Below are 23,724 nucleotides of genomic sequence, written 5' to 3' on the forward strand. Positions count from 1 at the left end.
AAACCTATCTCTATAAATTAAGCATAAAAAAAAGCGCAGTAAACTGCGCTAATCGGTTGGATTTTAAAATTGATGTTAGCCAACAAGTGCTAATAAAATACCTGCTGCAACTGCACTGCCTAGTACTCCGGCAACATTTGGCCCCATTGCATGCATAAGTAAAAAGTTATGCGGATTGCTCTCAAGGCCTACTTTATTTACTACGCGCGCCGCCATGGGTACAGCCGATACTCCCGCAGCACCTATTAATGGATTAATCGGCGTTTTAGATATTTTATTTAACCCTTTAGCCATAAATACGCCCGAGGCTGTACCTATAGCAAAAGCCAGTGCGCCAAGCACTAAAATACCAATCGTCTCAACAGTTAAAAACTTATCTGCAGCAAGCTTTGAGCCTACAGCTAAACCTAAAAATATAGTTGTAACATTGATGATTTCGTTTTGAGCACTGTTACTTAATCTATCAACAACACCAGACTCTCGCATTAAGTTACCTAAACAAAACATACCAACCAGAGGTATCGCCGCAGGTAAAAACATTGCTGTTAAGCTAAGTACCATTAACGGAAAAATAATTTTCTCTTTTTTAGATACTTTACGCAGCTCTGGCATTTTTATTTGGCGCTCTTCAACCGTGGTTAATGCGCGCATAATTGGCGGCTGAATAATTGGCACTAATGCCATATACGAATAAGCAGCTACCGCAATCGCACCTAACAAGTCGGGTGCCAGTTTAGAGGCTAAAAATATAGCGGTTGGGCCATCAGCTCCACCAATTATCGCAATAGCCGACGCATCTTGCAGGCTAAATTCAAAACCAGGTACATAGTTAAGTAAAATAGCGCCAAACAGTGTAGCAAAAATACCAAACTGTGCAGCTGCACCTAATAGCAACATACGAGGGTTAGCAATTAGCGCACTAAAATCAGTTAACGCGCCTACCCCCATAAATATTAATAGTGGAAAAATACCGGTATCAATACCTACATAATACACATAATGCAGTAAGCCGCCGGGGTCGGATAAACCTGCCACCGGAATATTAGTTAATATTGCACCAAAGCCGATAGGTAATAATAATAGGGGCTCAAATTTTTTGGCTATTGCCAAAAACAATAATAAACAGCCTACCGCAATCATAATCAACGCTGGAAATGTAAAGTTAGCAATGCCTGTGGCATGCCAGAGGTTTAAAATACCATCCATCCTCTATTTACTCCTAAGCTAATGCAATCATAGCGTCGCCGGTAGTTACAGCATCGCCTTCACCAACTAACACTTCAGCAATTGTTCCGGTGTGCGTAGCGCGTATTTCAGTTTCCATTTTCATGGCTTCCATAATAATCACTACATCACCTTCATTCACAACTTGCCCTGCTTTTACCTTTATCTTAAAAATATTACCGGCTAAAGGGGCGTTAAGTGTTTCGCCTGATGCAACCGAAGCAGACTGAGGAATATGTTCTGAGTCTTTTAATGTAACTTCTTTAAGCTCGCCGCCTTGAGCTACAACAACGTCGTAAACTTTACCGTCTACTTTTACGCTGTATTGCTCAGCTTTAACGCTGTTGTTATTTGAAGCTGATTTAGAGGGAGCTTTATTGCTTTTATCTTCAACACAAGGAACTGGCTCAAATGCATCTGGGTTGTTACGGTTTTTAATAAACTTCAAACCAACCTGTGGGAATAATGCATACGTTAGTACGTCATCAATTTGCTCATCAGCAAGAGTTAAACCTTGCTCTTGTACTTCTTTTAATAATTCAGCCTCAAGCGTTGCAAGCTCAGGTGCAATATTATCTGCAGGACGGCAAGTAATTACCTCTGCTCCATCAAGCACACGCTCTTGTAGCTCTTTATTCATAGGTGCTGGTGTTAGGCCATATTCACCTTTTAATACGCCAGCTGTTTCTTTAGTAATTGTTTTATAGCGCTCACCCGTTAGTACATTAAGTACCGCTTGAGTGCCTACAATTTGCGACGTTGGTGTTACTAAAGGTAAAAAGCCAAGATCTTCACGTACACGTGGGATCTCAAGTAAAACTTCATTAAGCTTATCTGCTGCGCCTTGCTCTTTAAGCTGGTTTTCCATGTTAGTTAACATGCCACCAGGTACTTGCGCGAGTAAAATACGGCCATCAACCCCTTTTAAGCTACCTTCAAATGCCGCGTATTTTTTACGTACATCTCTAAAGTAAGCAGCAATTTCTTCTAGGTGATTTAAATCAAGCTCAGTATCACGCTCAGTCCCTTCAACTATCGATACAATAGTTTCAGTTGCGGTGTGTCCGTAAGTCATACTCATAGATGAAATTGCGGTATCAAGCATATCAATGCCTGCATCAATCGCTTTTTGATAAGTCGCAGTACTTAAACCTGTTGTGGCGTGGCACTGCATTGCAATTGGAATAGATACAGTTTCTTTTAGTGCTTTAATTAGTTTTTCAGCATCGTACGGCTTTAATAAACCCGCCATATCTTTAATACAAATTGAATGACAGCCTAAATCTTCCAACTGCTTAGCTAGCGTTAACCACATATCAAGCGTATGAACAGGGCTTACTGTATAAGAAATAGTCCCTTGGGCATGTGCGCCTACTTTTATAGCCGCTTTAATTGCCGTTTCAAGATTACGTACATCGTTCATTGCATCAAATATACGAAATACATCAACGCCATTTTTATGGGCACGCTCTACAAATTTTTCTACTACATCGTCAGCATAATGGCGGTAACCTAATAAATTTTGACCGCGTAATAGCATTTGCTGTTTAGTATTTGGCATCGCTTTTTTTAGTGCGCGAATACGCTCCCAAGGATCTTCACCTAAATAACGAATACACGAATCAAACGTAGCTCCACCCCACGACTCAATAGACCAATAACCTGCATCATCAAGCTTTTTTGCAATTGGTAGCATATCGTCAAGGCGCATACGAGTTGCTAACAATGATTGATGCGCATCACGTAGTACCAGTTCTGTTAATTTTAATTTAGCCATTTAAGTGCTCCTTTAATTATTGTTTGTTTTGTACTGAGCAATGGCAGCACTAATTGCGGCGATGTGCTCATTAGGCACACCTTGTGATTTAAAAGACGGTGTTCTGGCAGGTGTTGCAAGCTCAGGCTCTGTAAAGCGAGATACCAGCTTAGACATAACCGTAACGCAGGTAATTAATAATGACAGAAACACAAACACCCCCACCATACCGGTTAGCATTAAGTTGCTTGCTGTTGTAAGTAAAGCAGCGATATCCATTTTCCTCTCCTATAAAAATCATACCGAAATCAAAATAAAAAATCGTTTTACGTAAATAATTATTCACTGAATAATAACAAAAAACAGTGTTTTGTCTATAGCCTGTAAATTGGTAAAACCAATTTAAACAAAACTAACATGCTATTAATTAACTTAACACTACAAAAAGGACTAGATACGCGCTATTACATAGACAATAAAAATAGTGAATATAAATAAAAGTTATATAGGAGGCCTAAAACCCGTTAATAAAGCACTCAAAGTAAAGTGCTAACAACCACATTAGCATAAAGTAATTTCACCACTGGCAATTGGTCTTACCAAGCGTGTTTGCTAATTATTCAACCTTTTAAATAGCCGCCGTTATTTTTATTACTTACATAACAGTAAATAATACCCATTAGTAAAGTTCACAAGCGCTACTAAACTTTACTTATCACTACACAAATACAAGCAGCAAAATAACGTAGTTGTTATTAAGGCCACTAGGCTCGCAAATCAAGCGCTGCTATTAAATAGTCCCTTAACTCAGCTCACAAAGGTCAATATGCGTTAGCTTCTCTTATAAAAAACTAACATCCATAGTCACTTATATCAGTATGAATAAATTACACAGCAAAGCGTAAAACTTACCATTGAGTGCGCGCCGAAACAAAAAAAAATAAAAACAAACCATTGATTTAAAGGCAAAAAAACAATGGCACGTAACTCGCATTATATCTGTTGAGCAAATTTGATAAACCAAGGAGAATACAATGTTACGCTGGACAATCACTTTTTTAGTAATTGCTTTAATTGCTGCAGTGTTAGGTTTTGGTGGTATAGCAGGCGCCGCAGCGGGTATTGCAAAAATTATATTTTTTATATTTTTAATACTTTTAGTTATATCTTTAGTATCGGGTGCCCTACGTGGCAAAAAGCCCTAGGTAACAAACTAAAGCTTTAAAACTAATTAAAAATCATTTAAATCAAAATTTACAAGGAATTACATTATGAATTCGACAACTTTAAGAGCAGCACTAATTGGCCTATTCGCAAGTTTATTTATTATGGGTTGTGAAGATAACCATGCAGAAGATGCTGGTGAACGTATTGACGAAGCAGTAACTGACGTGCAAAACAAAGTTGAAGATGCATGTGAAGAAGTAAAAGAAGGTGTAAATGCAGAAGAAACAAACTGTTAATTCTTCTAATTTATTAAAAAAACGGCTCTAAAATGAGCCGTTTTTTATGCGTGTAATAAAATAACACCTAAACTTAAGATTGGATCTGATAAATAATAAACGCCAAAATGTTTATCTATTATGCAGTTATTTATTATATAACTGCGCATTTACTGGTTAGCTTGTTAAAATGCATATAATTATGTTTTAAGAACTCCTATATGACACTTACAACAACCTACACGCTTGATAAGCCTTATTTTTATGAGTGCTTTGACGAATCAGTTGCACATAGCAAGCGCGCGCAACCAAAATACTTTTTATTGGCACTATTAATAGCTCTCGGATTATTTGGGATTTATGGTTTAGACGATCATTACCTAGGATCTTTTCTGATCATGGTTGCGGTACTTGAATGTATTGCCTTTTATTATCGCCGACCTTGGTGGGTTACTAGACAAATGCTAAGCAAAGCCTCGGGATCTGAGGTCACCCTTACCTTTGACGAAGAAGGGATTAAATCAAGTAACTTTTATAAAAACACCCAACTTCTGTGGTCAGATATTAACGAAGTTATCACCACAGAGCGCGGCATACTATTAAAAAATAAAAAAGGCATGCAGTATATATCCAAGCATATATTAACTGCCGAAATACTTAATTTTATACACAAAAAAGCCACTCAGTGAGTGGCTTTTGGCAATAACTCAGTATGTAACTAAGTTATGTACATTGCTGATTAAGCATTGCCAGGTTCAGGGTTAGACTTTTCAGCTTGAATACGCATGTAAATTTCTTCACGATGCACTGAAACGTCTTTTGGTGCGTTAACACCGATTCGAACTTGATTCCCTTTTACACCTAGAACAGTAACGGTTACTTCGTCACCGATCATTAGGGTTTCACCTACTCTACGAGTTAGTATTAGCATTCTTTTGCTCCCTTGTTCCAATAAAATTATAAGATTCCGCTAAAACATTTTAATGAAAATCAGACTAAAAAGTAAGTAAAACCTATCAATCTATTCATTTTCTGTTAAAAATATCTTATGTAATGCACGAACAGCCAACTCTAGGTATTTTTCATCTATTAAAACCGATATTTTAATTTCTGATGTAGACACTAAAATAACGTTAATATTTTCTGCAGCTAATGCATCAAAAAATAAACTAGCAACACCCGAATGTGACTTCATACCCATACCAACAGCAGATACTTTAGCTACTGTTGTTAACCCAAAAATATTTTGTGCTGTTAACTGAGCTTGCTGCTCTGTTAAAACGTCTAATGCGTGTAAATAATCATTTGTGTGTACAGTAAAAGCATAGTCTACTTTGTCAACATTATGATTAACTTGATTAATCATATCTATTTCGATGCCGTTATCTGCAAAAAGTTTCAAAATCTTTGCAAGATATTGTGTACCACTCAGTACACCCTCTACATTTATCAAACATTCATCACGATTAAACGCAATACCCGAAACGACATTGCCAGGCATATCGCTCTCCTCAAAACTAATCAATGTACCAGCATCAGGGTAAAAACTTGATAGCACCCTAAGTGGCACATTGTGTTTTCCTGCTGCTTCAACTGAACGAATATGCAATACTTTGGCCCCTAAACTCGCTAACTCTAGCATTTCAGCAAAGGTGACTTGGCTCATTCGTCGTGCATTAGGTTCAACACGAGGGTCTGTAGTATATACGCCGTTAACGTCGGTATAGATCTGACATTCGTCAGCTTTTATTGCTCCGGCAATTTCAACCGCCGAAGTATCGGTACCGCCACGCCCTAATGTAGTTACATTTCCTTCAATGTCACGGCCCTGAAAACCCGTAATAATTGCAATACGGTTATGCTCAAGCTCATGTTTTAAACGCGTTGCTGCTACATCTGTAATACGGGCTTTACCAAACATATTATCGGTTAAAATATTAACCTGATCGGCTAATAAACTCACAGCAGAATGACCGCGCTTAATAATAGCCATAGCTAATAAAGCCACCGAAACCTGCTCGCCGGTGCTAAGTAATACGTCAAGTTCACGGCTACTTGGCCGAGTATCTATTTGTTTGGCGAGATTAATTAAGCGGTTGGTTTCTCCCGACATAGCCGAGAGCACCACAACCACTTGATGGCCTTGTTGTTTAGTTTTAACAACGAGGTCGGCAACCGCTTCAATTCGCTCTATTGAGCCAACCGAAGTGCCACCGAATTTTTGAACTATAAGTGCCACTTAAGCTTGTGTTTTCTCAGTAAACCAAGCTGTTACACTGTCTAATGCTGCAGTTAGGTTTTCTGGCTCAGAGCCACCTGCTTGTGCCATATCTGGGCGGCCGCCACCTTTACCACCTACTTGGCTGGCCATATGGTTAACTAGCTCACCAGCTTTAACTCTACCGGTTAAATCTTTAGTTACACCTGCAATTAAGCTCACTTTATCATCGCTTGCAACACCTAGTGCAATAACACCCGAGCCAATTTTGTTTTTAAGGTCGTCAACCATACCACGTAGCGCTTTTGACTCAGTGCCCTTAACGTTGGCTATTAATAGCTTAATACCGTTAATTTCTACTACTGAATCAAGTAATGATGCACCCGCAGCACTTGCTAGCTTATCGTTAAGTTGCGCAATTTGTTTTTCTAGCTGTTTTGATTTATCAAGCAGCGCAGTTACTTTTTCAAGTACTGACGCGCTGTCGGCTTTAACTACAGCAGCTACATCATTTAGCTTTTGCTCTTGCTCACTCACGTAGGCAATCGCGTCAGCGCCGGTTACCGCTTCAATACGACGAACACCCGCAGCAATACCGCTTTCAGATACTATTTTGAATAAACCAATATCACCTGCGCGTTCAACATGTGTACCACCACAAAGCTCAATAGAGTAGTCCCCAATAGTAACTACACGTACTTCGTCATCGTATTTTTCGCCAAATAACGCCATTGCACCTTTTGCTTTAGCGTCATCTATTGCCATAAGCTCGGTACTTAACGCAAAGTTACAACGAATTTCATCGTTTACTACACGTTCAATTTCGCGTAATTCTTCTTTGGTAACAGCTTCAAAATGTGAAAAGTCAAAACGCAAACGCTCTGCTTGAACTAGCGAGCCTTTTTGACCTACATGTTCGCCTAATAATTGGCGTAGTGTTTCGTGTAATATATGCGTCGCAGTATGGTTTTTCTTGATGCGTTCGCGGCGTGCGTCATCAATTGTTGCTTCTACTTTATCGTTAAGACCAATACGGCCTTGTACTATACCGTGGTGTGCAAATGCATTACCTAATTTAGTCGTGTTAGTTACTGTAAACTCGCCACCAGCAACGCTAATTACACCTGTATCACCAACTTGGCCGCCCGACTCTGCATAAAATGGCGTACGGTCTAGTATTACAATGCCTTTTTGGCCATCTTCTAGTAATGAAACCGACTCACTGCCAGCAAACACTTCAACCACAGTCGCACTATGGCTAGTGGTGGTGTAGCCTTTGTAAGTTGTTTGTTTGTCTGACTTTAATTGATCGTTATAATCGGCACCAAATTTACCGGCCTGCTGCGCTGTTTTACGCTGCACCGCCATGCACTCTTCAAAGCCTTTATTATCAATCGTCATTTGACGCTCACGCGCCACATCTGCAGTTAAATCCGCAGGAAAGCCATAAGTATCGTAAAGTTTAAATACTAAGTCGCCAGGAATTACATCACCTTTAAGGTCGCTTAAGCTTTCTTCTAAAATAGCTAAACCACGCTCTAGCGTTTTACCAAACTGCTCTTCTTCAATGCGTAATACTTTTTCAATAATTTCTTGCTGCTTTGCAAGCTCTGGGTACGCTTGGCCCATTTGCTCAATAAGTGCAGCTACTAATTTATAGAAAAAGGCACCTTGTGCACCTAACTTATTACCATGGCGAACAGCACGGCGAATAATACGACGTAGTACATAACCACGGCCTTCGTTAGATGGCATAACCCCGTCAGAGATTAAAAATGCACACGAACGAATATGATCCGCCACTACGCGTAGTGATTTGTCGTCCATGTCTTGTGCGTTAGTAACACTTGCAGCAGCGGCAATTAAGCCTTTAAATAAGTCAATTTCATAGTTTGAATGCACGCCTTGTAAAATAGCAGCAATACGCTCAAGTCCCATACCTGTATCAACCGATTGCTTAGGTAGTGGCAGCATTGTTCCATCGTTTTGACGATTGTACTGCATAAATACTAGGTTCCAAATTTCGATAAAGCGATCGCCATCTTCCTCAGGTGATCCAGGAGGACCGCCCCAAATATGCTCGCCATGGTCGTAAAATATTTCAGAACACGGGCCACACGGACCGGTATCACCCATTGACCAAAAGTTATCTGCAGTGGCAATTCTAATAATGCGATCTGCAGGTAAGCCTATATCGTTAGACCAGTAGTTAAACGCTTCTTCATCGTCATGGTAAATAGTAACTAACAGTTTTTCTTTAGGTAGCTTTACTTCCTCTGTTAAAAACTTCCACGCAAATTTAATCGCGTCTTGCTTGAAGTAATCACCAAAACTAAAGTTACCTAACATTTCAAAAAATGTATGGTGACGCGCAGTATAACCAACGTTTTCTAAATCGTTATGTTTACCGCCAGCACGTACACAGCGCTGCGAGCTAGTCGCACGCGTATAAGGGCGGCTTTCTGCGCCTAAAAATACATCTTTAAATTGCACCATACCGGCATTGTTAAATAACAAAGTGGCATCGTTACCCGGTATAAGCGAGCTTGAAGGAACAACTTGATGTTGTTTGCTGGCAAAAAAGTCTAAAAACTGTTGTCTAATTTGTGCGGTAGTCATGTGCTGCATGTGAAGGTCTCACCCGTATTTACTGTGCTTGCATTGCAAAATCGATTTCATCGTAGCTAAAGCCTCTATACATTAGGTAGCGCACGCGCTTGGCCTTGTCTTTGTACTCGAGGTCTGCCGGTGTATTTGAATATTTTTTATTGTACGCATCCTGCGCCAGCTCAAACCAATCTACTTCAAGCTCTTCAATTACTTTTTCAAGTAATGAACGGTCAATCCCTTTGCCCATAGCTTCGCTTTGAATGCGCCTTAAGCCATGGCATTTAAATATGTGTTTTCTAACAAAGCCTTCACAGTAACGTTGCTCGTTTACAAAATTGTGCTTTTCGCACCAATCAAGCAAGGTTTCGATAAACTCATCTGTGGCTTCTTTTTTTTGTAATTTGAACGTTAATTCTCGGCGTGAATATTCTTGCCTTGATAACAACCAAAGTACATAGTTTTTTAATTTCTGCTTTAACTTATCATCCATTAAGCGTCAAAACGCCCACTAGATTCACTACTTAATGGCGTAATATTGCTATCGTCACTTGGTGGTACAACCGGCATAAAAATAGCTTGATAAGATACAAAAAAGCTAATGTAGCAAATAGGCATTAAAACCAACAAGGGTAAGAACGATAAAAACATCGAAAGCACAATAAATAACCCGCAAATAATAGCATAAACGCTTAGCGGTAAAATATTATAATAAAACACCATAAAGGAGTTTTTAAGAGCGCTAAAAATGCGCTGTTCTTTATTAAAGTAAACTAATGGAACCGCGTAAGCGAATGCAGTTAAATAAACCGACAACGCTAATAAAAATAGCACCACGCTTGCCATAGAGATACTCTCTAACATTTGACTAATTGCTATATTAGGATCTAAATCTGGCTGCGCCATAACCGCAATTGCATCGGCAAATAAACCGTTTGCTAATAATGCCATTAAAATACCCGCACCCATTTGGTACAAAGCCAAACGCAGTAAACCTAAACGATTACCTTTAGTGGTAATGGGCTTGAGAATATCAGCGAGCATAATTTTACCGCCTTGTTGCTTAGTAAGCACAGCCTGATAAAATCCTGCGGTTAAAAATGGCGTAGCTAAAGCCGCTACCACTTGTAATAGCGGTAAAAATAACGACAACAGGCCAACAATACCAATAAATAAATGCATAAAAATAAAAGTAAGCGGCTGGGTTTTAAAAATAAGCCAGCCCGCTTTAAACCACTTTAGGGCAGCATCGGCCTTAAAAACTCGTAATTGTGTAGACATAGTTACTCTTAATTTAAGGTTTTTTAATTTTTTTGATATCTAACATGTGCGAGCCATGTTTAATTTTGGTTTCTAAATACGCTTTATTACCCGCAACACCGGCTTTAATGTGTGCGTGCGTACCCACGACCGAATCAACCGTAATACCAGCATCTCTTAGTGCATTAAGCTTTTTAGGGTTATTGGTCATTAATTTAACGTGGGGTAAATTAAGCGCATTTAGCATTAGCACCGCATCCGAAAAATCACGTAAATCATCGGCAAAACCTAAATGATTATTTGCCTCATAAGTGTTCATACCTTGCGACTGCAACACGTAAGCATCTATTTTATTATACAAACCAATACCACGACCTTCTTGGCGTAAATACAATAAAATACCGCCTTGCTCGTGCATCATTTCAATACACTCATTTAACTGCTCACCGCAATCACAACGCGACGAGTAAAATACATCACCCGTTAAACACTCTGAATGCATACGAATAAGCGGTACATCTTGCTCTGTATCAGCGTTGTTAAACACCATAGCAATATGTTCTTTGCCATCTTTTAAATCAGTAAACGAGATAATTTCAGCGGGAATATCACTGTTCTTGCCAACATTAAGCTGAACTCTTGCTCTTACTTGCGCCACGACAAATCCAAATATTTAAATAACTACGACACGATAATGAAGTGATATTATCACAAAAGAATACAAAAAGATCGAAATCCAAGGGTATTTATTGCAATTATATGGCGACGAGAAGCTTAATTATCAATGCATAATTACAATATATAATTCTCACTAAAGCCCTTACTGTTTACCTTTATTTACATCAATTCATGACTAATTATAAGTAAATTGTTAATGTGTTAAAAAGTATAATAATTATAATATGGAACATTATGAAACCACATAAACTCGCCTTACTGCTTAGCCTTAACCTTTCAGTTATTACTACATCGGCTTTTGCAAGCGAAGCTACAAATGCTAACACTGCATTTTCTCAAGCGTACCAAAATTACTTAAGCGCCGTAGATACCAACGAAAACATACAACAAGCTGCCAAACTCGCTTACTCTTTAGGTGCTAAAGTATATGGCGATAACGCAGATAACACCGCAAATTTAGCCATTAATTACGCTAAAGCTATCAGCGGATTTAACCAGGAAGACGAAGCTAAACGCTACGAACTGTATAAACAGGCGTACAATATTTTAGCTAACAATCATGGTGAAAGCTCAGTCGAGACAATAGACGCCTTACTAGGTATGGCAAGCAATACTAAATCAGCGCGTCAGGCCGATAGCCAATTGGAACGTATAGTTGATATAGCAAAGGAGCTTAAAAAACCAAGATTTGTAGCCGACATGCAATTTGCTGCAGCCTCTTTGTTAGTTAAAAAGTTTGTGCCAGAAAAATACCGTTCTGCTAAACACTACGCCGAAGAAGCTGACGAGTATTACCAAGCAAACTTACCTGAAAACGCTGTAGAGCGTATCAAATCAGATTTTTTAATGGCCTCGTTTGATGAAGGTCGTAAAAAATATGATTCAGCAATTACAAGGTTAAACCGCATAGTCACCGTATTTGATAATAACTTAAGCTACGATCACAGCGCCGAGCTAAGCGCTCACTCTAAGCTTATAGCACTATACGAAAAGCAAGGCGAAAGTGAGCAAGCAACTAAGCACTGCTTAGCTATTGCTAAAATGGTGCCTTGGGAAGAAAGCCAAGAACAAACCCCGCTTTATCGTGTTAATCCTGACTACCCTATGGGCAAAGCACGCCAAGGTAAAGATGGCAGTGTAGTTATGGAATTTGAAGTAGACACCGCAGGCTTTGTTAAAAACGTGAGTGTGCTTGATTCAAATGGCGGCGTAACTTTTGAGCACTCGGCAAAAAAAGCAGTAGAGCAATGGCGCTATGCTCCTAAATTTGAAGATGGCATACCTGTAACAGCAAAAACCCAAGTACGGCTCGACTTCAAAATTAACCGATAACTTAGTGAACTCCCCAGCGACTAAAGATCACAGGGTTTTCTCGCTAAGTAATCATAAATTTTCTAATAAAAAAGGCGCAATTTAGCGCCTTTATTAATTCACTATAACGCACAAAGCCATTACTTAAACATTGGCTGTTAATTTAGCTAATATTTTATCACTTGCTGCTTCAATTAAATCTAGCACCTTTTCAAAACCATCGTCCCCACCATAATAAGGATCGGGAATAGCACTTACAGCCTGCTCACCAAACTCTAAAAACAGTGCAAGCTTATACTGTAAATGTGCTGGGCAACGCTGAGTTAAATCGGCTAAATTTTGTTTGTCGGCGGCTAAAATCAAATCGAATTCAGTAAAATCACTACTGCGCACTTTACGCGAATAAATCCCTTTGAAGCTATAACCTCGTTTTTCGCCCGCCTGCATAGATCGGCTATCTGGTGAATTGCCTTCGTGATGACCTATAGTACCGGCCGAGTCAACTTTAACGGTAATACCTAACTGCTCAGCACGTTTTTTTAATACCGCTTCAGCTGTAGGCGATCGACAAATATTACCTAAACACACAACCAGTATTTTTTTCATAGAGCCTCCCTCTAAACTAAACGCTGTTAATTACTGAACTAAATAACCTAAACACTATTGCATTGACGCAAGCATAGCCTGCTCACTTTGTAATAAAGTTTGCATTGCTGGTAATGCTTTTACACGCTCAAAAAGTGCAGCTAAATTTGGCCAGCGCTGTGCATTAATCTGCTCGCCCGCATGCTGCATATTGATTATCTGCGACGCAAACGCTATATCAGCAAGGGTTAACGCGTTACCTACAAAGTAATCATTATGACCTAGCACGCCTTCAAGGTAGTCAAAGTGCGGTGGTAACTGCTCATTCATAGCCAACTTTACTAAACTTTCATCACATACTTTTTGCATACCTAAATTAATTACTCGCTGTTGAAACACAGTAAAAGTAGTTAATGGGGCAAGTTCATAATCAGCATATTTTTCTAACCAGCGTACCTGAGCAGTCTGCTCGACAGTGTCGCCAAGTAATGCTGTATTCCCTGTGTATTTATCATCAAGGTATTGGCAAATAACACTCGAATCAGCCAGCACTAAATCACCATCTTTAAGCGCTGGTATACGCCCTAATGGATTTAACTCAAAAAACCAAGCCGGTTGATTAAACGGCGACACTATTTCTAACTTATAATCTAACTGCTTTGCAGCCAAACACAGACACACCTTGCGTACATAAGGAGAAAGAGGTACGCCATAAACAATTAAACTCATGTTAAACCCTTATCAGAAGAAAAAAGCGCAACTAATACGCTAATTAAAAAGCTATTTAATACTTAAAATCGTTTTAAAATTGCTTTAAAAGTTCTTTAAAATACTTGCATCATAGTCATTGGCATCAAGTGTTAAATTATACTTAGCCGCCACACTATCCAGCTCAGCTTGCTTAATTGCTAAGTCATCCATAGTGATTGTATTGTCATCGAGCTGCCATAACAATTTAGAGCCCGCGTAGCTGTAATGAATGGCTAATAACGCATCGGCATTACCTTCACGCCCGGCTTTTTTTAGTTTAGGCATTTTACGGGTTACTTTATTAAGCGCTTGTTTAAGCTCCCACACATACACCACTTCAATCATAAACGGATGCGTGCGGTATTTATTAAGTAACCACGCAAGCCCTAATGCGCTAATAACAACGCCCGTTACGTTCCAATGAAAGTGAGTGCCGCTCTCATCAGGAAACAAAGCAATCAGCGTTTGCGATATAGCTAAGCTCCCAACAGCTAAACCCACAGCACAACCGGCAATAACACGGTTTAAATGCTTACGATAACGCGCTTTATTTATTTCAATGAGTTGCATAACAGCCTAAAATTAAGTGAACAAAATATAACTGCCGCCATTGTAACTAAACAATCCACTTATCGAAAAATCTATTTGCGTTCTTTTTGATTTAACAACAGCATTAGTGCGATTAGCCCTCTGCAACGTTAGGAGCTGTTAATCAATGGTTAGCCAACGAATTAATTTGCACTGCGTCTAGATGCGTAGGATAGTAACCAAATAATCGCTGTAACTGTATAGGACTACCATGCTTAAACTACTATTTGCTTCAAGTTTAATTTTTTCTTCTTGCTCGGTTTTGAGTAACAATTTAACAACCGAAGAGCAACGAATTGAAGCCGCTACCCACGCCATGCCTCAGGTGCTAATGGCCTTTGCTGATGAGGTGAATCAATTTGAACAGCAATGGAAAAGCCTTAACAACTTTCGGCATGCAACTGACTTAATCGCTGATTATTCAAGTCAATTATGGTTAAACGCCAAACAACGCATTGTTACAACTAAAAACTACGATGATCGCGAGCTTTACTGGGCACGATTACTTTCAAGTAAAATAATTCGCTCTGTTAAGCCAAAATTTACCCTCTCAGTTGCTGAGCAAAATAACCTTTTAACTCAGTTAGAAAAAGGCAGTCGCGGTCATAACGACCTCAGTTTTACTAAAAGCAGCACTAAAAAAATTATCCTTACCGGCTTTGACCCCTTTTTATTAGATAAAAACATAAATCAAAGTAATCCATCTGGAGTTGCTGCCCTCTTGCTAGATGGTCAAGTAATTAACTACCAAGGTATTAGCGCTGAAATTAACACCGTTATGGTGCCCGTTCGTTATGCCGACTTTGATCAAGGTATAATCGAAGCACTCCTCGCGCCTTATTACGCCCTGAATAATGTCGATATGATTGTTACTGTAAGCATGGGTCGCAAAGATTTTGATTTAGAAAGATTTCCCGGTAAGCGCCGCAGCGTAACTGCCCCAGACAATGCCAATATTATATTTGGCGGGTCACAAACAGCTCCCTTGCTCCCAAGTTTAAATAACCAGCCACTGCCAGGTAACGAATTTGTACAATTTAGCCTTCCCGTGGCAAATATGCAGCAAGCACAAGGGCCGTATAAGGTTATTGATAATCATAAAATCACTACCTTAGAAAAAACTTACGAGCCTGCAACACTTGCCGAGCTGCAAAATAGCATTGCCGTAAATGGCTCTGGCGGTGGATACCTGTCTAATGAAATTTCGTATCGCAGTATACGCCTTCGTAATCAACTTAATTCAACCATTCCAACAGGCCATATTCACACACCCAGAATCCAACAATTTGAGCCGAAAACGGAAGCAAAAATAGTAAAGCAAATTACCGCAATGCTAGAGCACAGCTTAAATGCGTTGTAAGTAGCTGACCTGTCGGATGGCGCGGCTGCGCCGCTTATCCGACCTACGTATAAACAAAAAGCCTGCAAATTTGCAGGCTTTTTGTCATTCAAAATGAGTAATCATAAACGCGCTTATAAAACAATTATGCTCGTTACTAAGTAGGCTATAAGTGTCAGGCCACCAGCGAACAAGGCATAGGGTAGCTGGGTTTTAACGTGAGTAAGTAAGTCGCAGCCCGATGCAATTGCCGATACTGCGCTGGTGTCGGATATGGGCGAGCAGTGATCGCCAAATATACCGCCACCTAGAATAGCACCTAATACCAACGACGGCGGCAAACCCAATGCTTGAATAAGCGGCACGCCAATAGGGATTAAAATTGCAAAGGTGCCCCACGATGTACCCGTAGTAAACGACATAACCGCACCGGTTAAAAACAGTGCCGGTACCACCAAGTAAATAGGGAGGTAATCGCCCACTAAAGATGCCACAAACACACCAGTACCCAACTCTTTTAAGCTTGCTCCTAAAGTTAACGATAACAATACAATGCCTACTAGTGGCAGTAATTCGCCCATCCCTTTAAAGCCTGTTTCAACTAACTTATGGTGGCTAAATTGGCGTGATGCTAGCATTAAAAAGTAAGCTACAACTATGGCTAAAACGGTTGCATACAATACCGACTTTGAGCCACTACCTTCTGCCAATACACCGTTACCTGTGTAAAACATAAAGCCCACCATGCTAACAATCAGCGTAATAAGGGGCACTAACATAAAGCGTGCTTTAGAGCCTTTTACTTCTTCTTTTAAGTCAGTTGTTTGTAGCTCTAGTTTTTGCTCAGCTTGTTTCATTGGGCCATGTACTTTATCAAACGCAATGGTGTAAAAAACAATAACAAGCGTGATTATGGCGTAAAAGTTATAGCCTACGCTGCCCCAAAGTACCGATACAGCCGATTCACCTAACTCGTAGTTACTTAATAACCCCAGTACAAATGCGCCCCAACCATTTAGTAATATTAAAATACATACCGGCGCACTGGTGCTATCGATAATATAAGCTAAGCGGGCGCGGCTCATTTTAAATTTATCGAATAATCCGCGCGATAAAATACCTGCAGTAAGTACACTCAGGTTTGACTCTATAAACACCGCAATGCCAGTAAACATAGTTAAAAAGCCAACTTGACGCTTACTTTTCGCTATACCTTTGTTCATTAACATATTAACGGTAGCGGCTACTCCACCCGACTCGCGAATGTAGGCAAGCAAAGCACCAATCAAAATACTAAAAATTAAAATACGGGTATTGCCGGGCGAGCTTGCTACGCTAACAATACGTTCAATAGTGTTTAAAAAGGTATTAAATACACTACTGCCCTCCCCCTGTAATGCGAGTAAAAACTCTGACGAAGCCACTGCAAGCAACAGCGCCATAATGACCTCTTTGCGCCAAAATACGACAGCAATGGCGATTAACGGCGGTAAAATAGAATACCAAGACATAAATTAACCTTTATTTTAGTGTGCTTATTTACGGGGTAAATATTTTACACTTTGTTATCTAGCTTAAGTTTTACAGTCAAAACCCATTTAAGTAAACCACTAAGCACATTGATATATGCTATTTATACTGTCAGTTTATTGATTTAATAACGCTTCGTATATTAATGAAACAACCGAGCCATATTGTGCAGTTTCATAATTTTTACCACTAAATTGATAACTTTTTTGCGAGCCTGTAATTGGCGTATGCCGCGCATTAGTTAATAAAATAATCGCTAAGTCGTAAACGGGATCAATTACCGTTACTGTGCCTGTCCAACCTGTATGCCCATAAGCCTGTGCGCTTGCGTAAGGGCCAAAGTGCCAACGCCTTGCTTGGTTGTTACCAGCAAGCCTAAAGCCCAGCCCGTAGGTTTCATCGCTACTTTGTGGGGTTAAAAACTGCGCCAAAGCACTTGCACTAAAAAGCTGCTTATCGCCGTAACCACCATTATTTAATAGTAGCTGACAAAGTATGGCTAAATCTGGCGCATTACTAAATAACCCCGCGTGCCCTGCTACGCCACCTAGAGAATAGTACGCACGCTCGTCATGTACTTGGCCTTGTAAAACATGGGTGCGAATATTATCAAATTTGATTCGTCCGTCTCGCGTGTTACCACCCAGCTCTGTGGCGGCAAATTGCTGAGCATTAAAGCCTTTTTTAAGGGGGTTAAACACAGTGTTATGCAATTTTAATGGCGCATATACTTGTTGCTCTAGGTAATCGTCAAGTGAAAGACCGGTTATACGCTCAACCAATACTCCTAAAATCATGTAATCAATGTCTGAATAAACATGCTGCCCGAGCGATTTTTCGCTAAGTGGCACACTGGTAAGTAAGAGCTTTTTTGTAGTATGGCTATTTTGTGAGTAAAACACATCGCCATTGCTACTGTCTTTACGATGAAAATCAAACACCGGCGGATAGCCTGCGCTATGCGTGAGTAAATCTTTTACGCGTCGCTGCTCTCGACCATCGCCTTGATACTCTGGTAAATATAATTGCACTGGTTTATTAATATTTAATAGGCCTTCGCTTACTAACTTCATTAATGCAAAGTTGGTAGCAAATATTTTAGTATTAGAGGCTAAGTCAAATAAGGTATCAGTTTGCATTGGCTCTGGGCGTAATAGCATTAAATCGTTCTGTTGATACTGTTTTGCATCGCCATAAGCAGTTAATTTAATTAACTCACCACTTTTTACTACCGCTAAAACAGCACCAGGAAAACCCGCTTTAATATCTCGCTCTATTAATGCATCTACCTCACTAAAATTAGCCTGCTGATGCGACGCTTTATTTAAAGTAGGAAACGCAAAGCGCAGCGTTAAACTTGCTCCCGCTGGTTGAATGTTTGCAACTTTAAAGGTGTTAACCCCGTTATGCGTTAGCTTAGCTAAACTATATTGGTACACAGTATTAGCGCCGAGCAATTGCTTAATATTAAGCAGTTGATTATTTATATAAATGTCGGCACTTTTAGCACTATGATTTTGAATTAACAGCTGCCCATGGCCTTTATAGGCTTTAAACGTGCCGCGATTATTTACATACTCACGGCTACTAGGGTTTGGCTCAGGAAAGGTAACAATTACTTGCGCATTAGGCAGCTCAACAAGTTTACTTTGCGTTAATAGCGCCTTGGGCTCGAGCGGCTCTACAGAGGAGCTACATGCCCCCAGCATAAAACTTAAAGCCACTATTAATAACTTTTTTATACTGTAATAATTTTTATTTTTTAAATATAAGTACATAAGCTGCCTTTTACTCATATAACAAATAAGGTGCTCTTTGCTGTTTAAATTGCATCAGGGCCGCCTGCCAAGTTTGCTTTATTTGTTGTGCCGATTGCCCCGCCTCAATAGCTAAGCGCAGCTTATCGGTACCTGCTAACTTATCCATAAAATCAGCGCGCTCAAAAAACGTAATATCATTATTATTAAGCTGCTTATAAGCACTTATTAAGTAGCTTAAATCTAACCCTTTAGTGGTGGCTTGGCGTAAGTCGAGCCCCTGCACAGCTTGGTTTTTAAATTTAGGGTTTAGGGCCGCGCCTTTAATAGCGCGCGGGGTAAAACTAAACTCCCCTAAAGCAACCGGTGAATAACCTATAACCTGAAACGCAAAATCGGTGCCTCTGCCAATACTAATTGGCGTGGCTTCAAAAAAGCACAGTGACGGATAAAGCGAAATAGCAGTATCATTTGGTAAATTAGGGCTTGGCTTTATCGGTAAACTATAGCTAGTTGCGCGTGTATAACCACTAACTGGGATCACATTAAGCTCTAAAACAGCTGCTTGATTTATCCAGCCTTCACCTTTGATCATGTTTGCAAGCTCGCCCACAGTCATACCATGAACTATAGGAATGGGGTGCATACCTACAAATGACTTAAATTGCGGCTCTAATATGGGCCCATCAACATAAGCAATATTTGGGTTTGGTCTGTCGAGTACAATAAACTCAACCTCTTGTTCGGCAGCTGCTTCCATCATGTAATGCATAGAGCTTATATAAGTATAAAATCGCACACCCACATCTTGAATATCAAAAATTATTACATCAACATCAGCTAAAACTTCGGCGCTCGGTTTTTTATTGTTGCCGTAAATGGAAATAAGTGGAATACCTGTTTTACTATCAACGGCATTTTTTACGTGCGCCCCCGCATCGTGATCGCCACGAAAGCCATGCTCAGGTGCAAATATTTTAGTTATGTTTACGTTTTTTTCCCGCAGGCTATCTACTAAATGGATTTTTTCTACTGTTGATGTTTGATTAACCACCAGCCCTACGCGCTTATTTTTTAACTGCGGTAAATACTTTGTGTATTGCTGCGCCCCCACAACAATTGAACCTTTAGCTTCATCAGCTTGTACGCTGAGTATTAAAGTAGCGCTAAAAATAAAAAACAACGTAATAAATAGGGTTTTAAACATACTGCAATATCCTTTTAAACAAGGCGTTTAAAGTAACATAGGTAATAAAAAAGAGCAGCTTTAGAAAGGTGTTAAGTAATTAGAACCTGCCGTTTCTCTCGCGAACAAATTCTCAGTTAACAGGGATGGCAATCTACAATTTTCACTTTATTTTAGGCATAAAAAACCGACTCAAATGTCGGTTAATTATGAAAGTGGTGGGCACAGGACGTATCTTGTAAGAGTGAACCTGTGACCGCACGGTTCTCGGCCACACAATAATTTCACTTTATTTCAGGCATAAAAAACCGACTCAAGTGTCGGTTAATGTATGAAAGTGGTGGGCGCAGGACGTATCTTGTAAGAGTGAACCTGCGAGTGCTCGGTTCTCGGCCACACAATAATTTCACTTTATTTCCGGCACAAAAAAACCGATTCAAATGTCGGTTAATGTATGAAAGTGGTGGGCGCAGGACGTATCTTGTAAGAGTGAACCTGCGAGTGCTCGGTTCTCGGCCACACAATAATTTCACTTTATTTCAGGCATAAAAAAACCGACTCAAGTGTCGGCTAATTATGAAAGTGGTGGGCGCAGGAGGATTCGAACCTCCGACCGCTCGGTTCGTAGCCGAGTACTCTATCCAGCTGAGCTATGCACCCACTTTCATTNCGAACCTCCGACCGCTCGGTTCGTAGCCGAGTACTCTATCCAGCTGAGCTATGCACCCACTTTCATTGTTTGCTTATTTAAACTCTAAGCGGAGTGTATAACTTTAAAATAAAAAAACCGATTTTCATCGGCTTATTTTTCTTACACTTAAAAGTGTATGAAAATATGAAAGTGGTGGGCGCAGGAGGATTCGAACCTCCGACCGCTCGGTTCGTAGCCGAGTACTCTATCCAGCTGAGCTATGCACCCACTTTCATTTTTACTTTACTTGTTTTTACTCTAAGTGAGAGTCTATAAAGTGGTGGGCGCAGGAGGATTCGAACCTCCGACCGCTCGGTTCGTAGCCGAGTACTCTATCCAGCTGAGCTATGCACCCACTTTCATTTTTACTTTACTTGTTTTTACTCTAAGTGAGAGTCTATAAAGTGGTGGGCGCAGGAGGATTCGAACCTCCGACCGCTCGGTTCGTAGCCGAGTACTCTATCCAGCTGAGCTATGCACCCACTTTATAGTTTACTTATTTTAACTCTAAGCAGAGCTTTTGCTTATTTAAACTCTAAGCAGAGTTATTAAAGTATGGTGGGCGCAGGAGGATTCGAACCTCCGACCGCTCGGTTCGTAGCCGAGTACTCTATCCAGCTGAGCTATGCACCCATACTTTAAAACTTACAAAACATGCCATTTAAAAATGGTGGAGAGGGAGGGATTCGAACCCTCGATAGAGCTACAAACTCTATACTCCCTTAGCAGGGGAGCTCCTTCGGCCACTCGGACACCTCTCCGTCTTGTGGGGCGTATAATAAAGAGTTCAGAAAATATGTCAAACACTTTTCTACCAAATGTGCCTATATGGTTATAGATTGTGCATCTAGTTAGTTTTAATGTGTAATTAGTTTGAAATTCAAACAACTTTTAACTTTTTTCTGGTGGGTTAACGCCTAACACAGGCACTAAATCATCATTTAACTCTGCAAGATACTGCTCTTGATAACCTAACTTTTGAAACTCTGCAATACAGGCTCGGTAAAAGGCTTGTCTTGCATCTTCTGTTTCGCAGTTATTGATTGGGTTTTCAATACGTTTATTTTTCATATTATTATTTATAAATCCATTTAATCTTTTTATTTAGAGCCTTAAATCAATCCTCTAAATTTCCATCGTAGTGTAGCGAACAACTTTACATAAATGCAACAGTGCGTTTAAAAAACACTCAGATTAAAAAGTTATAGCCCAGACACAAAAACGCCGCATTTAAGCGGCGCTTTATTACTTTACATTATTAAGCTTAGTCGGCTTGCGGGCGCATATGCGGGAACAAGATAACGTCTTTAATGGTTGGAGAGTCAGTAAACAGCATTACTAAACGGTCAATACCAATACCTTCACCTGCAGTTGGTGGTAAGCCATACTCTAGTGCGCGTATGTAGTCTTCGTCGTAATGCATTGCTTCATCATCGCCTGCGTCTTTCTCTTCAACTTGACGAGTAAAGCGCTCTGCTTGGTCTTGTGCATCGTTAAGCTCAGAGAAACCATTAGCCAGCTCACGTCCGCCAACAAAAAACTCAAAGCGGTCTGTAACAAATGAATTTTCATCGTTACGACGTGCCAATGGTGATACTTCCCATGGGTAGCCGGTAATAAACGTAGGTTGAATAAGCATGTGCTCTGCTGTTTCTTCAAATATTTCACACAAAAATTTACCTGGGCCCCAAACACAGTTTTCAGGAATTTTAACGTGTACTTGCTTAGCGTACGCTTTTAATTGTTCAAAATGGTTTTCTGGGTCGTTAAACACTGCCGCATCAAACTCAGGGTTATATTTTAAAATTGCGTCGCTCATGCTTAAGCGCGTAAACGGTTGACCAAAATCGTATTCAACTGAGTCAATTACTTCGCCGTTTTCGTCTTTAGTTGTGTTAACTACCACAGCACTACCAAGTACGTTTTCTGCAACTGTACGTAGCATGTCTTCGGTAATGTTCATCAGATCGATGTAATCAGCGTATGCTTGGTAAAATTCAATCATAGTGAATTCTGGATTGTGACGCGTAGATAACCCTTCGTTACGGAAGTTACGGTTAATTTCGAATACGCGATCAAAACCACCTACCACTAAACGCTTTAAGTACAGCTCAGGCGCTATACGTAGGTACATGTCAATATCAAGCGCGTTATGGTGTGTTACAAACGGGCGTGCCGATGCACCGCCAGGAATAACCTGTAGCATGGGTGTTTCTACTTCCATAAAATCGCGGTCTGCTAAAAAGCGACGAATGCCTTCAACTACTTGTGAGCGAATGCGGAATGTTTCACGCGTTGCTTCGTTAGTAATTAAATCAACGTAACGTTGACGGTACTTAGTTTCTTGATCTGATAAGCCATGGAATTTTTCTGGCAACGGGCGAAGTGACTTAGTTAATAGTTGGTACTCTGTCATTTCTACGTATAAATCGCCTTTACCCGATTTATTAAGCGCGCCTTTAACACCAATAATATCGCCAGTATCTAGTTGGCCATATTTTTCTTTTAAATCTTTTTGCACATCTTTAGACGCATATGATTGTACGCGGCCTTTCATGTCTTGAATTACAAAAAATGGTCCGCGCTTTGCTAAAATACGTCCAGCAATAGACACTACTTGTTGTAACTCTACTAATTCTTCTTTGCTCTTATCACCAAACTGGGCTTGCAAATCTGCCGTGTAATGCTCACGACGGAATTGGTTTGGATGACCGTTGGCTGGGCAATTTTGGCGTATAGCATCTAATTTGCCACGACGCTCAGCGATTAACTTGTTTTCGTCTTGGATTTGATCAGTCATTT

22 protein-coding genes and 6 tRNA genes are annotated in these 23,724 nt (G+C 40.1%); 5 read left to right on the forward strand and 23 right to left on the reverse strand.

Annotation, left to right across the window (positions count from 1 at the left end; translation table 11 throughout):
* Positions 1–75: 75 nt before the first annotated feature.
* The 3 genes from I6E78_RS15320 to I6E78_RS15330 are packed head-to-tail and all read right to left on the reverse strand — an operon-like array spanning position 76 to position 3,259.
* On the reverse strand, positions 76–1,206 hold the full coding sequence (locus tag I6E78_RS15320; RefSeq protein ID WP_011327242.1) for a sodium ion-translocating decarboxylase subunit beta: 1,131 nt from the start codon (positions 1,204–1,206) through the stop codon (positions 76–78).
* Between the two features lie 13 nt (positions 1,207–1,219).
* The gene (gene oadA, locus I6E78_RS15325) at positions 1,220–3,001 is read right to left on the reverse strand and encodes a sodium-extruding oxaloacetate decarboxylase subunit alpha (RefSeq protein ID WP_011327241.1); all 1,782 of its coding nucleotides are present in this window, start codon (positions 2,999–3,001) and stop codon (positions 1,220–1,222) included.
* 12 nt (positions 3,002–3,013) lie between these two features.
* Positions 3,014–3,259, reverse strand: coding sequence for an OadG family protein (locus I6E78_RS15330; protein WP_197182837.1), 246 nt, complete (start codon positions 3,257–3,259; stop codon positions 3,014–3,016).
* Between the two features lie 755 nt (positions 3,260–4,014).
* Between I6E78_RS15330 and I6E78_RS15335 the strand changes: the two genes are divergently transcribed.
* The 3 genes from I6E78_RS15335 to I6E78_RS15345 all read left to right on the forward strand — a co-directional run bounded on the left by I6E78_RS15335 (position 4,015) and on the right by I6E78_RS15345 (position 5,111).
* A complete protein-coding gene (locus I6E78_RS15335; RefSeq protein WP_011327239.1) occupies positions 4,015–4,185 on the forward strand; it encodes a DUF1328 family protein in 171 nt (56 codons plus the stop codon).
* A gap of 66 nt (positions 4,186–4,251) precedes the next feature.
* Positions 4,252–4,443: a hypothetical protein gene (locus tag I6E78_RS15340; protein WP_011327238.1), complete on the forward strand. Its 192-nt coding sequence runs from the start codon at positions 4,252–4,254 to the stop codon at positions 4,441–4,443.
* A gap of 200 nt (positions 4,444–4,643) precedes the next feature.
* Positions 4,644–5,111: a YcxB family protein gene (locus I6E78_RS15345; protein WP_197182838.1), complete on the forward strand. Its 468-nt coding sequence runs from the start codon at positions 4,644–4,646 to the stop codon at positions 5,109–5,111.
* A 50-nt stretch (positions 5,112–5,161) separates the two neighbouring features.
* On the opposite strand, the gene csrA is transcribed toward I6E78_RS15345, so the two are convergent.
* The 6 genes from csrA to I6E78_RS15375 form a co-directional block, all read right to left on the reverse strand.
* The gene (gene csrA, locus I6E78_RS15350) at positions 5,162–5,353 is read right to left on the reverse strand and encodes a carbon storage regulator CsrA (protein ID WP_011327236.1); all 192 of its coding nucleotides are present in this window, start codon (positions 5,351–5,353) and stop codon (positions 5,162–5,164) included.
* Positions 5,354–5,443: 90 nt separating this feature from the next.
* Positions 5,444–6,661 (reverse strand): aspartate kinase, encoded by a 1,218-nt coding sequence (locus I6E78_RS15355; protein WP_058372600.1) that lies wholly within the window; start codon positions 6,659–6,661, stop codon positions 5,444–5,446.
* Positions 6,662–9,268, reverse strand: coding sequence for an alanine--tRNA ligase (gene alaS / locus I6E78_RS15360; RefSeq protein WP_197182839.1), 2,607 nt, complete (start codon positions 9,266–9,268; stop codon positions 6,662–6,664). It lies immediately after the preceding gene.
* Between the two features lie 19 nt (positions 9,269–9,287).
* Positions 9,288–9,740, reverse strand: a complete 453-nt coding sequence (locus tag I6E78_RS15365; protein ID WP_011327233.1) for a regulatory protein RecX — start codon at positions 9,738–9,740, stop codon at positions 9,288–9,290.
* Positions 9,740–10,528, reverse strand: coding sequence for a BPSS1780 family membrane protein (locus tag I6E78_RS15370; protein ID WP_197182840.1), 789 nt, complete (start codon positions 10,526–10,528; stop codon positions 9,740–9,742). Before I6E78_RS15370 ends, I6E78_RS15365 begins: the two co-directional genes overlap by 1 nt.
* 13 nt (positions 10,529–10,541) lie before the next feature.
* Positions 10,542–11,165 (reverse strand): GTP cyclohydrolase II, encoded by a 624-nt coding sequence (locus I6E78_RS15375; protein WP_197182841.1) that lies wholly within the window; start codon positions 11,163–11,165, stop codon positions 10,542–10,544.
* Positions 11,166–11,419: 254 nt separating this feature from the next.
* Between I6E78_RS15375 and I6E78_RS15380 the strand changes: the two genes are divergently transcribed.
* The gene (locus I6E78_RS15380) at positions 11,420–12,517 is read left to right on the forward strand and encodes an energy transducer TonB (RefSeq protein ID WP_197182842.1); all 1,098 of its coding nucleotides are present in this window, start codon (positions 11,420–11,422) and stop codon (positions 12,515–12,517) included.
* A 123-nt stretch (positions 12,518–12,640) separates the two neighbouring features.
* On the opposite strand, the gene I6E78_RS15385 is transcribed toward I6E78_RS15380, so the two are convergent.
* The 3 genes from I6E78_RS15385 to I6E78_RS15395 form a co-directional block, all read right to left on the reverse strand.
* Positions 12,641–13,102 (reverse strand): low molecular weight protein-tyrosine-phosphatase, encoded by a 462-nt coding sequence (locus I6E78_RS15385; protein ID WP_011327229.1) that lies wholly within the window; start codon positions 13,100–13,102, stop codon positions 12,641–12,643.
* Between the two features lie 54 nt (positions 13,103–13,156).
* Positions 13,157–13,810 carry a glutathione S-transferase family protein gene (locus tag I6E78_RS15390; protein ID WP_011327228.1) on the reverse strand — a complete coding sequence of 218 codons (654 nt, stop codon included), beginning with the start codon at positions 13,808–13,810 and terminating at the stop codon, positions 13,157–13,159.
* Between the two features lie 84 nt (positions 13,811–13,894).
* Positions 13,895–14,401 (reverse strand): DUF3087 domain-containing protein, encoded by a 507-nt coding sequence (locus I6E78_RS15395; RefSeq protein ID WP_197182843.1) that lies wholly within the window; start codon positions 14,399–14,401, stop codon positions 13,895–13,897.
* Between the two features lie 229 nt (positions 14,402–14,630).
* Here I6E78_RS15395 and I6E78_RS15400 point away from each other — a divergent pair, with 229 nt between their 5' ends.
* Entirely contained in the window at positions 14,631–15,779 is a 1,149-nt protein-coding gene (locus tag I6E78_RS15400; RefSeq protein WP_197182844.1) for a hypothetical protein, read from the forward strand.
* 113 nt (positions 15,780–15,892) lie between these two features.
* On the opposite strand, the gene I6E78_RS15405 is transcribed toward I6E78_RS15400, so the two are convergent.
* From I6E78_RS15405 to lysS, 11 genes are all read right to left on the reverse strand, one after another.
* On the reverse strand, positions 15,893–17,269 hold the full coding sequence (locus tag I6E78_RS15405) for a Na+/H+ antiporter NhaC family protein (protein ID WP_041454342.1): 1,377 nt from the start codon (positions 17,267–17,269) through the stop codon (positions 15,893–15,895).
* 135 nt (positions 17,270–17,404) lie between these two features.
* On the reverse strand, positions 17,405–19,066 hold the full coding sequence (pbp4b, locus tag I6E78_RS15410) for a penicillin binding protein PBP4B (RefSeq protein WP_197182845.1): 1,662 nt from the start codon (positions 19,064–19,066) through the stop codon (positions 17,405–17,407).
* Positions 19,067–19,076: 10 nt separating this feature from the next.
* Complete coding sequence (locus tag I6E78_RS15415; RefSeq protein ID WP_197182846.1) at positions 19,077–20,252, reverse strand: exo-beta-N-acetylmuramidase NamZ family protein; 1,176 nt, start codon at positions 20,250–20,252, stop codon at positions 19,077–19,079.
* Positions 20,253–20,814: 562 nt separating this feature from the next.
* A tRNA-Arg gene (locus tag I6E78_RS15420) sits at positions 20,815–20,891 on the reverse strand.
* Between the two features lie 182 nt (positions 20,892–21,073).
* Positions 21,074–21,150, reverse strand: a tRNA-Arg gene (locus tag I6E78_RS15425).
* Positions 21,151–21,200: 50 nt separating this feature from the next.
* Positions 21,201–21,277: transfer RNA gene (locus I6E78_RS15430), tRNA-Arg, on the reverse strand.
* A gap of 50 nt (positions 21,278–21,327) precedes the next feature.
* Positions 21,328–21,404, reverse strand: a tRNA-Arg gene (locus I6E78_RS15435).
* 74 nt (positions 21,405–21,478) lie between these two features.
* Positions 21,479–21,555: transfer RNA gene (locus I6E78_RS15440), tRNA-Arg, on the reverse strand.
* Between the two features lie 35 nt (positions 21,556–21,590).
* Positions 21,591–21,683 (reverse strand) — tRNA-Ser (locus I6E78_RS15445).
* Positions 21,684–21,813: 130 nt separating this feature from the next.
* Entirely contained in the window at positions 21,814–21,993 is a 180-nt protein-coding gene (locus I6E78_RS15450) for a hypothetical protein (protein WP_182677141.1), read from the reverse strand.
* 193 nt (positions 21,994–22,186) lie between these two features.
* Positions 22,187–23,722 (reverse strand): lysine--tRNA ligase, encoded by a 1,536-nt coding sequence (gene lysS / locus I6E78_RS15455; protein ID WP_011327221.1) that lies wholly within the window; start codon positions 23,720–23,722, stop codon positions 22,187–22,189.
* Positions 23,723–23,724 lie beyond the last annotated feature (2 nt).

Source organism: Pseudoalteromonas sp. NZS127 (assembly GCF_015864805.1).
Lineage (GTDB): Bacteria > Pseudomonadota > Gammaproteobacteria > Enterobacterales > Alteromonadaceae > Pseudoalteromonas > Pseudoalteromonas nigrifaciens.

Coding starts and splice junctions, on each gene's coding strand:
- I6E78_RS15365 (WP_011327233.1), bottom strand. CDS start 9,740: ATGGATGATAAGTTAAAGCAGAAATTAAAAAACTATGTACTTTGGTTG.
- lysS (WP_011327221.1), bottom strand. CDS start 23,722: ATGACTGATCAAATCCAAGACGAAAACAAGTTAATCGCTGAGCGTCGT.
- I6E78_RS15335 (WP_011327239.1), top strand. CDS start 4,015: ATGTTACGCTGGACAATCACTTTTTTAGTAATTGCTTTAATTGCTGCA.
- I6E78_RS15390 (WP_011327228.1), bottom strand. CDS start 13,810: ATGAGTTTAATTGTTTATGGCGTACCTCTTTCTCCTTATGTACGCAAG.
- I6E78_RS15415 (WP_197182846.1), bottom strand. CDS start 20,252: ATGTTTAAAACCCTATTTATTACGTTGTTTTTTATTTTTAGCGCTACT.
- I6E78_RS15385 (WP_011327229.1), bottom strand. CDS start 13,102: ATGAAAAAAATACTGGTTGTGTGTTTAGGTAATATTTGTCGATCGCCT.
- I6E78_RS15395 (WP_197182843.1), bottom strand. CDS start 14,401: ATGCAACTCATTGAAATAAATAAAGCGCGTTATCGTAAGCATTTAAAC.
- I6E78_RS15450 (WP_182677141.1), bottom strand. CDS start 21,993: ATGAAAAATAAACGTATTGAAAACCCAATCAATAACTGCGAAACAGAA.
- pbp4b (WP_197182845.1), bottom strand. CDS start 19,066: ATGTACTTATATTTAAAAAATAAAAATTATTACAGTATAAAAAAGTTA.
- I6E78_RS15330 (WP_197182837.1), bottom strand. CDS start 3,259: ATGGATATCGCTGCTTTACTTACAACAGCAAGCAACTTAATGCTAACC.
- oadA (WP_011327241.1), bottom strand. CDS start 3,001: ATGGCTAAATTAAAATTAACAGAACTGGTACTACGTGATGCGCATCAA.
- I6E78_RS15370 (WP_197182840.1), bottom strand. CDS start 10,528: ATGTCTACACAATTACGAGTTTTTAAGGCCGATGCTGCCCTAAAGTGG.
- alaS (WP_197182839.1), bottom strand. CDS start 9,268: ATGCAGCACATGACTACCGCACAAATTAGACAACAGTTTTTAGACTTT.
- csrA (WP_011327236.1), bottom strand. CDS start 5,353: ATGCTAATACTAACTCGTAGAGTAGGTGAAACCCTAATGATCGGTGAC.
- I6E78_RS15345 (WP_197182838.1), top strand. CDS start 4,644: ATGACACTTACAACAACCTACACGCTTGATAAGCCTTATTTTTATGAG.
- I6E78_RS15405 (WP_041454342.1), bottom strand. CDS start 17,269: ATGTCTTGGTATTCTATTTTACCGCCGTTAATCGCCATTGCTGTCGTA.
- I6E78_RS15340 (WP_011327238.1), top strand. CDS start 4,252: ATGAATTCGACAACTTTAAGAGCAGCACTAATTGGCCTATTCGCAAGT.
- I6E78_RS15320 (WP_011327242.1), bottom strand. CDS start 1,206: ATGGATGGTATTTTAAACCTCTGGCATGCCACAGGCATTGCTAACTTT.
- I6E78_RS15380 (WP_197182842.1), top strand. CDS start 11,420: ATGAAACCACATAAACTCGCCTTACTGCTTAGCCTTAACCTTTCAGTT.
- I6E78_RS15400 (WP_197182844.1), top strand. CDS start 14,631: ATGCTTAAACTACTATTTGCTTCAAGTTTAATTTTTTCTTCTTGCTCG.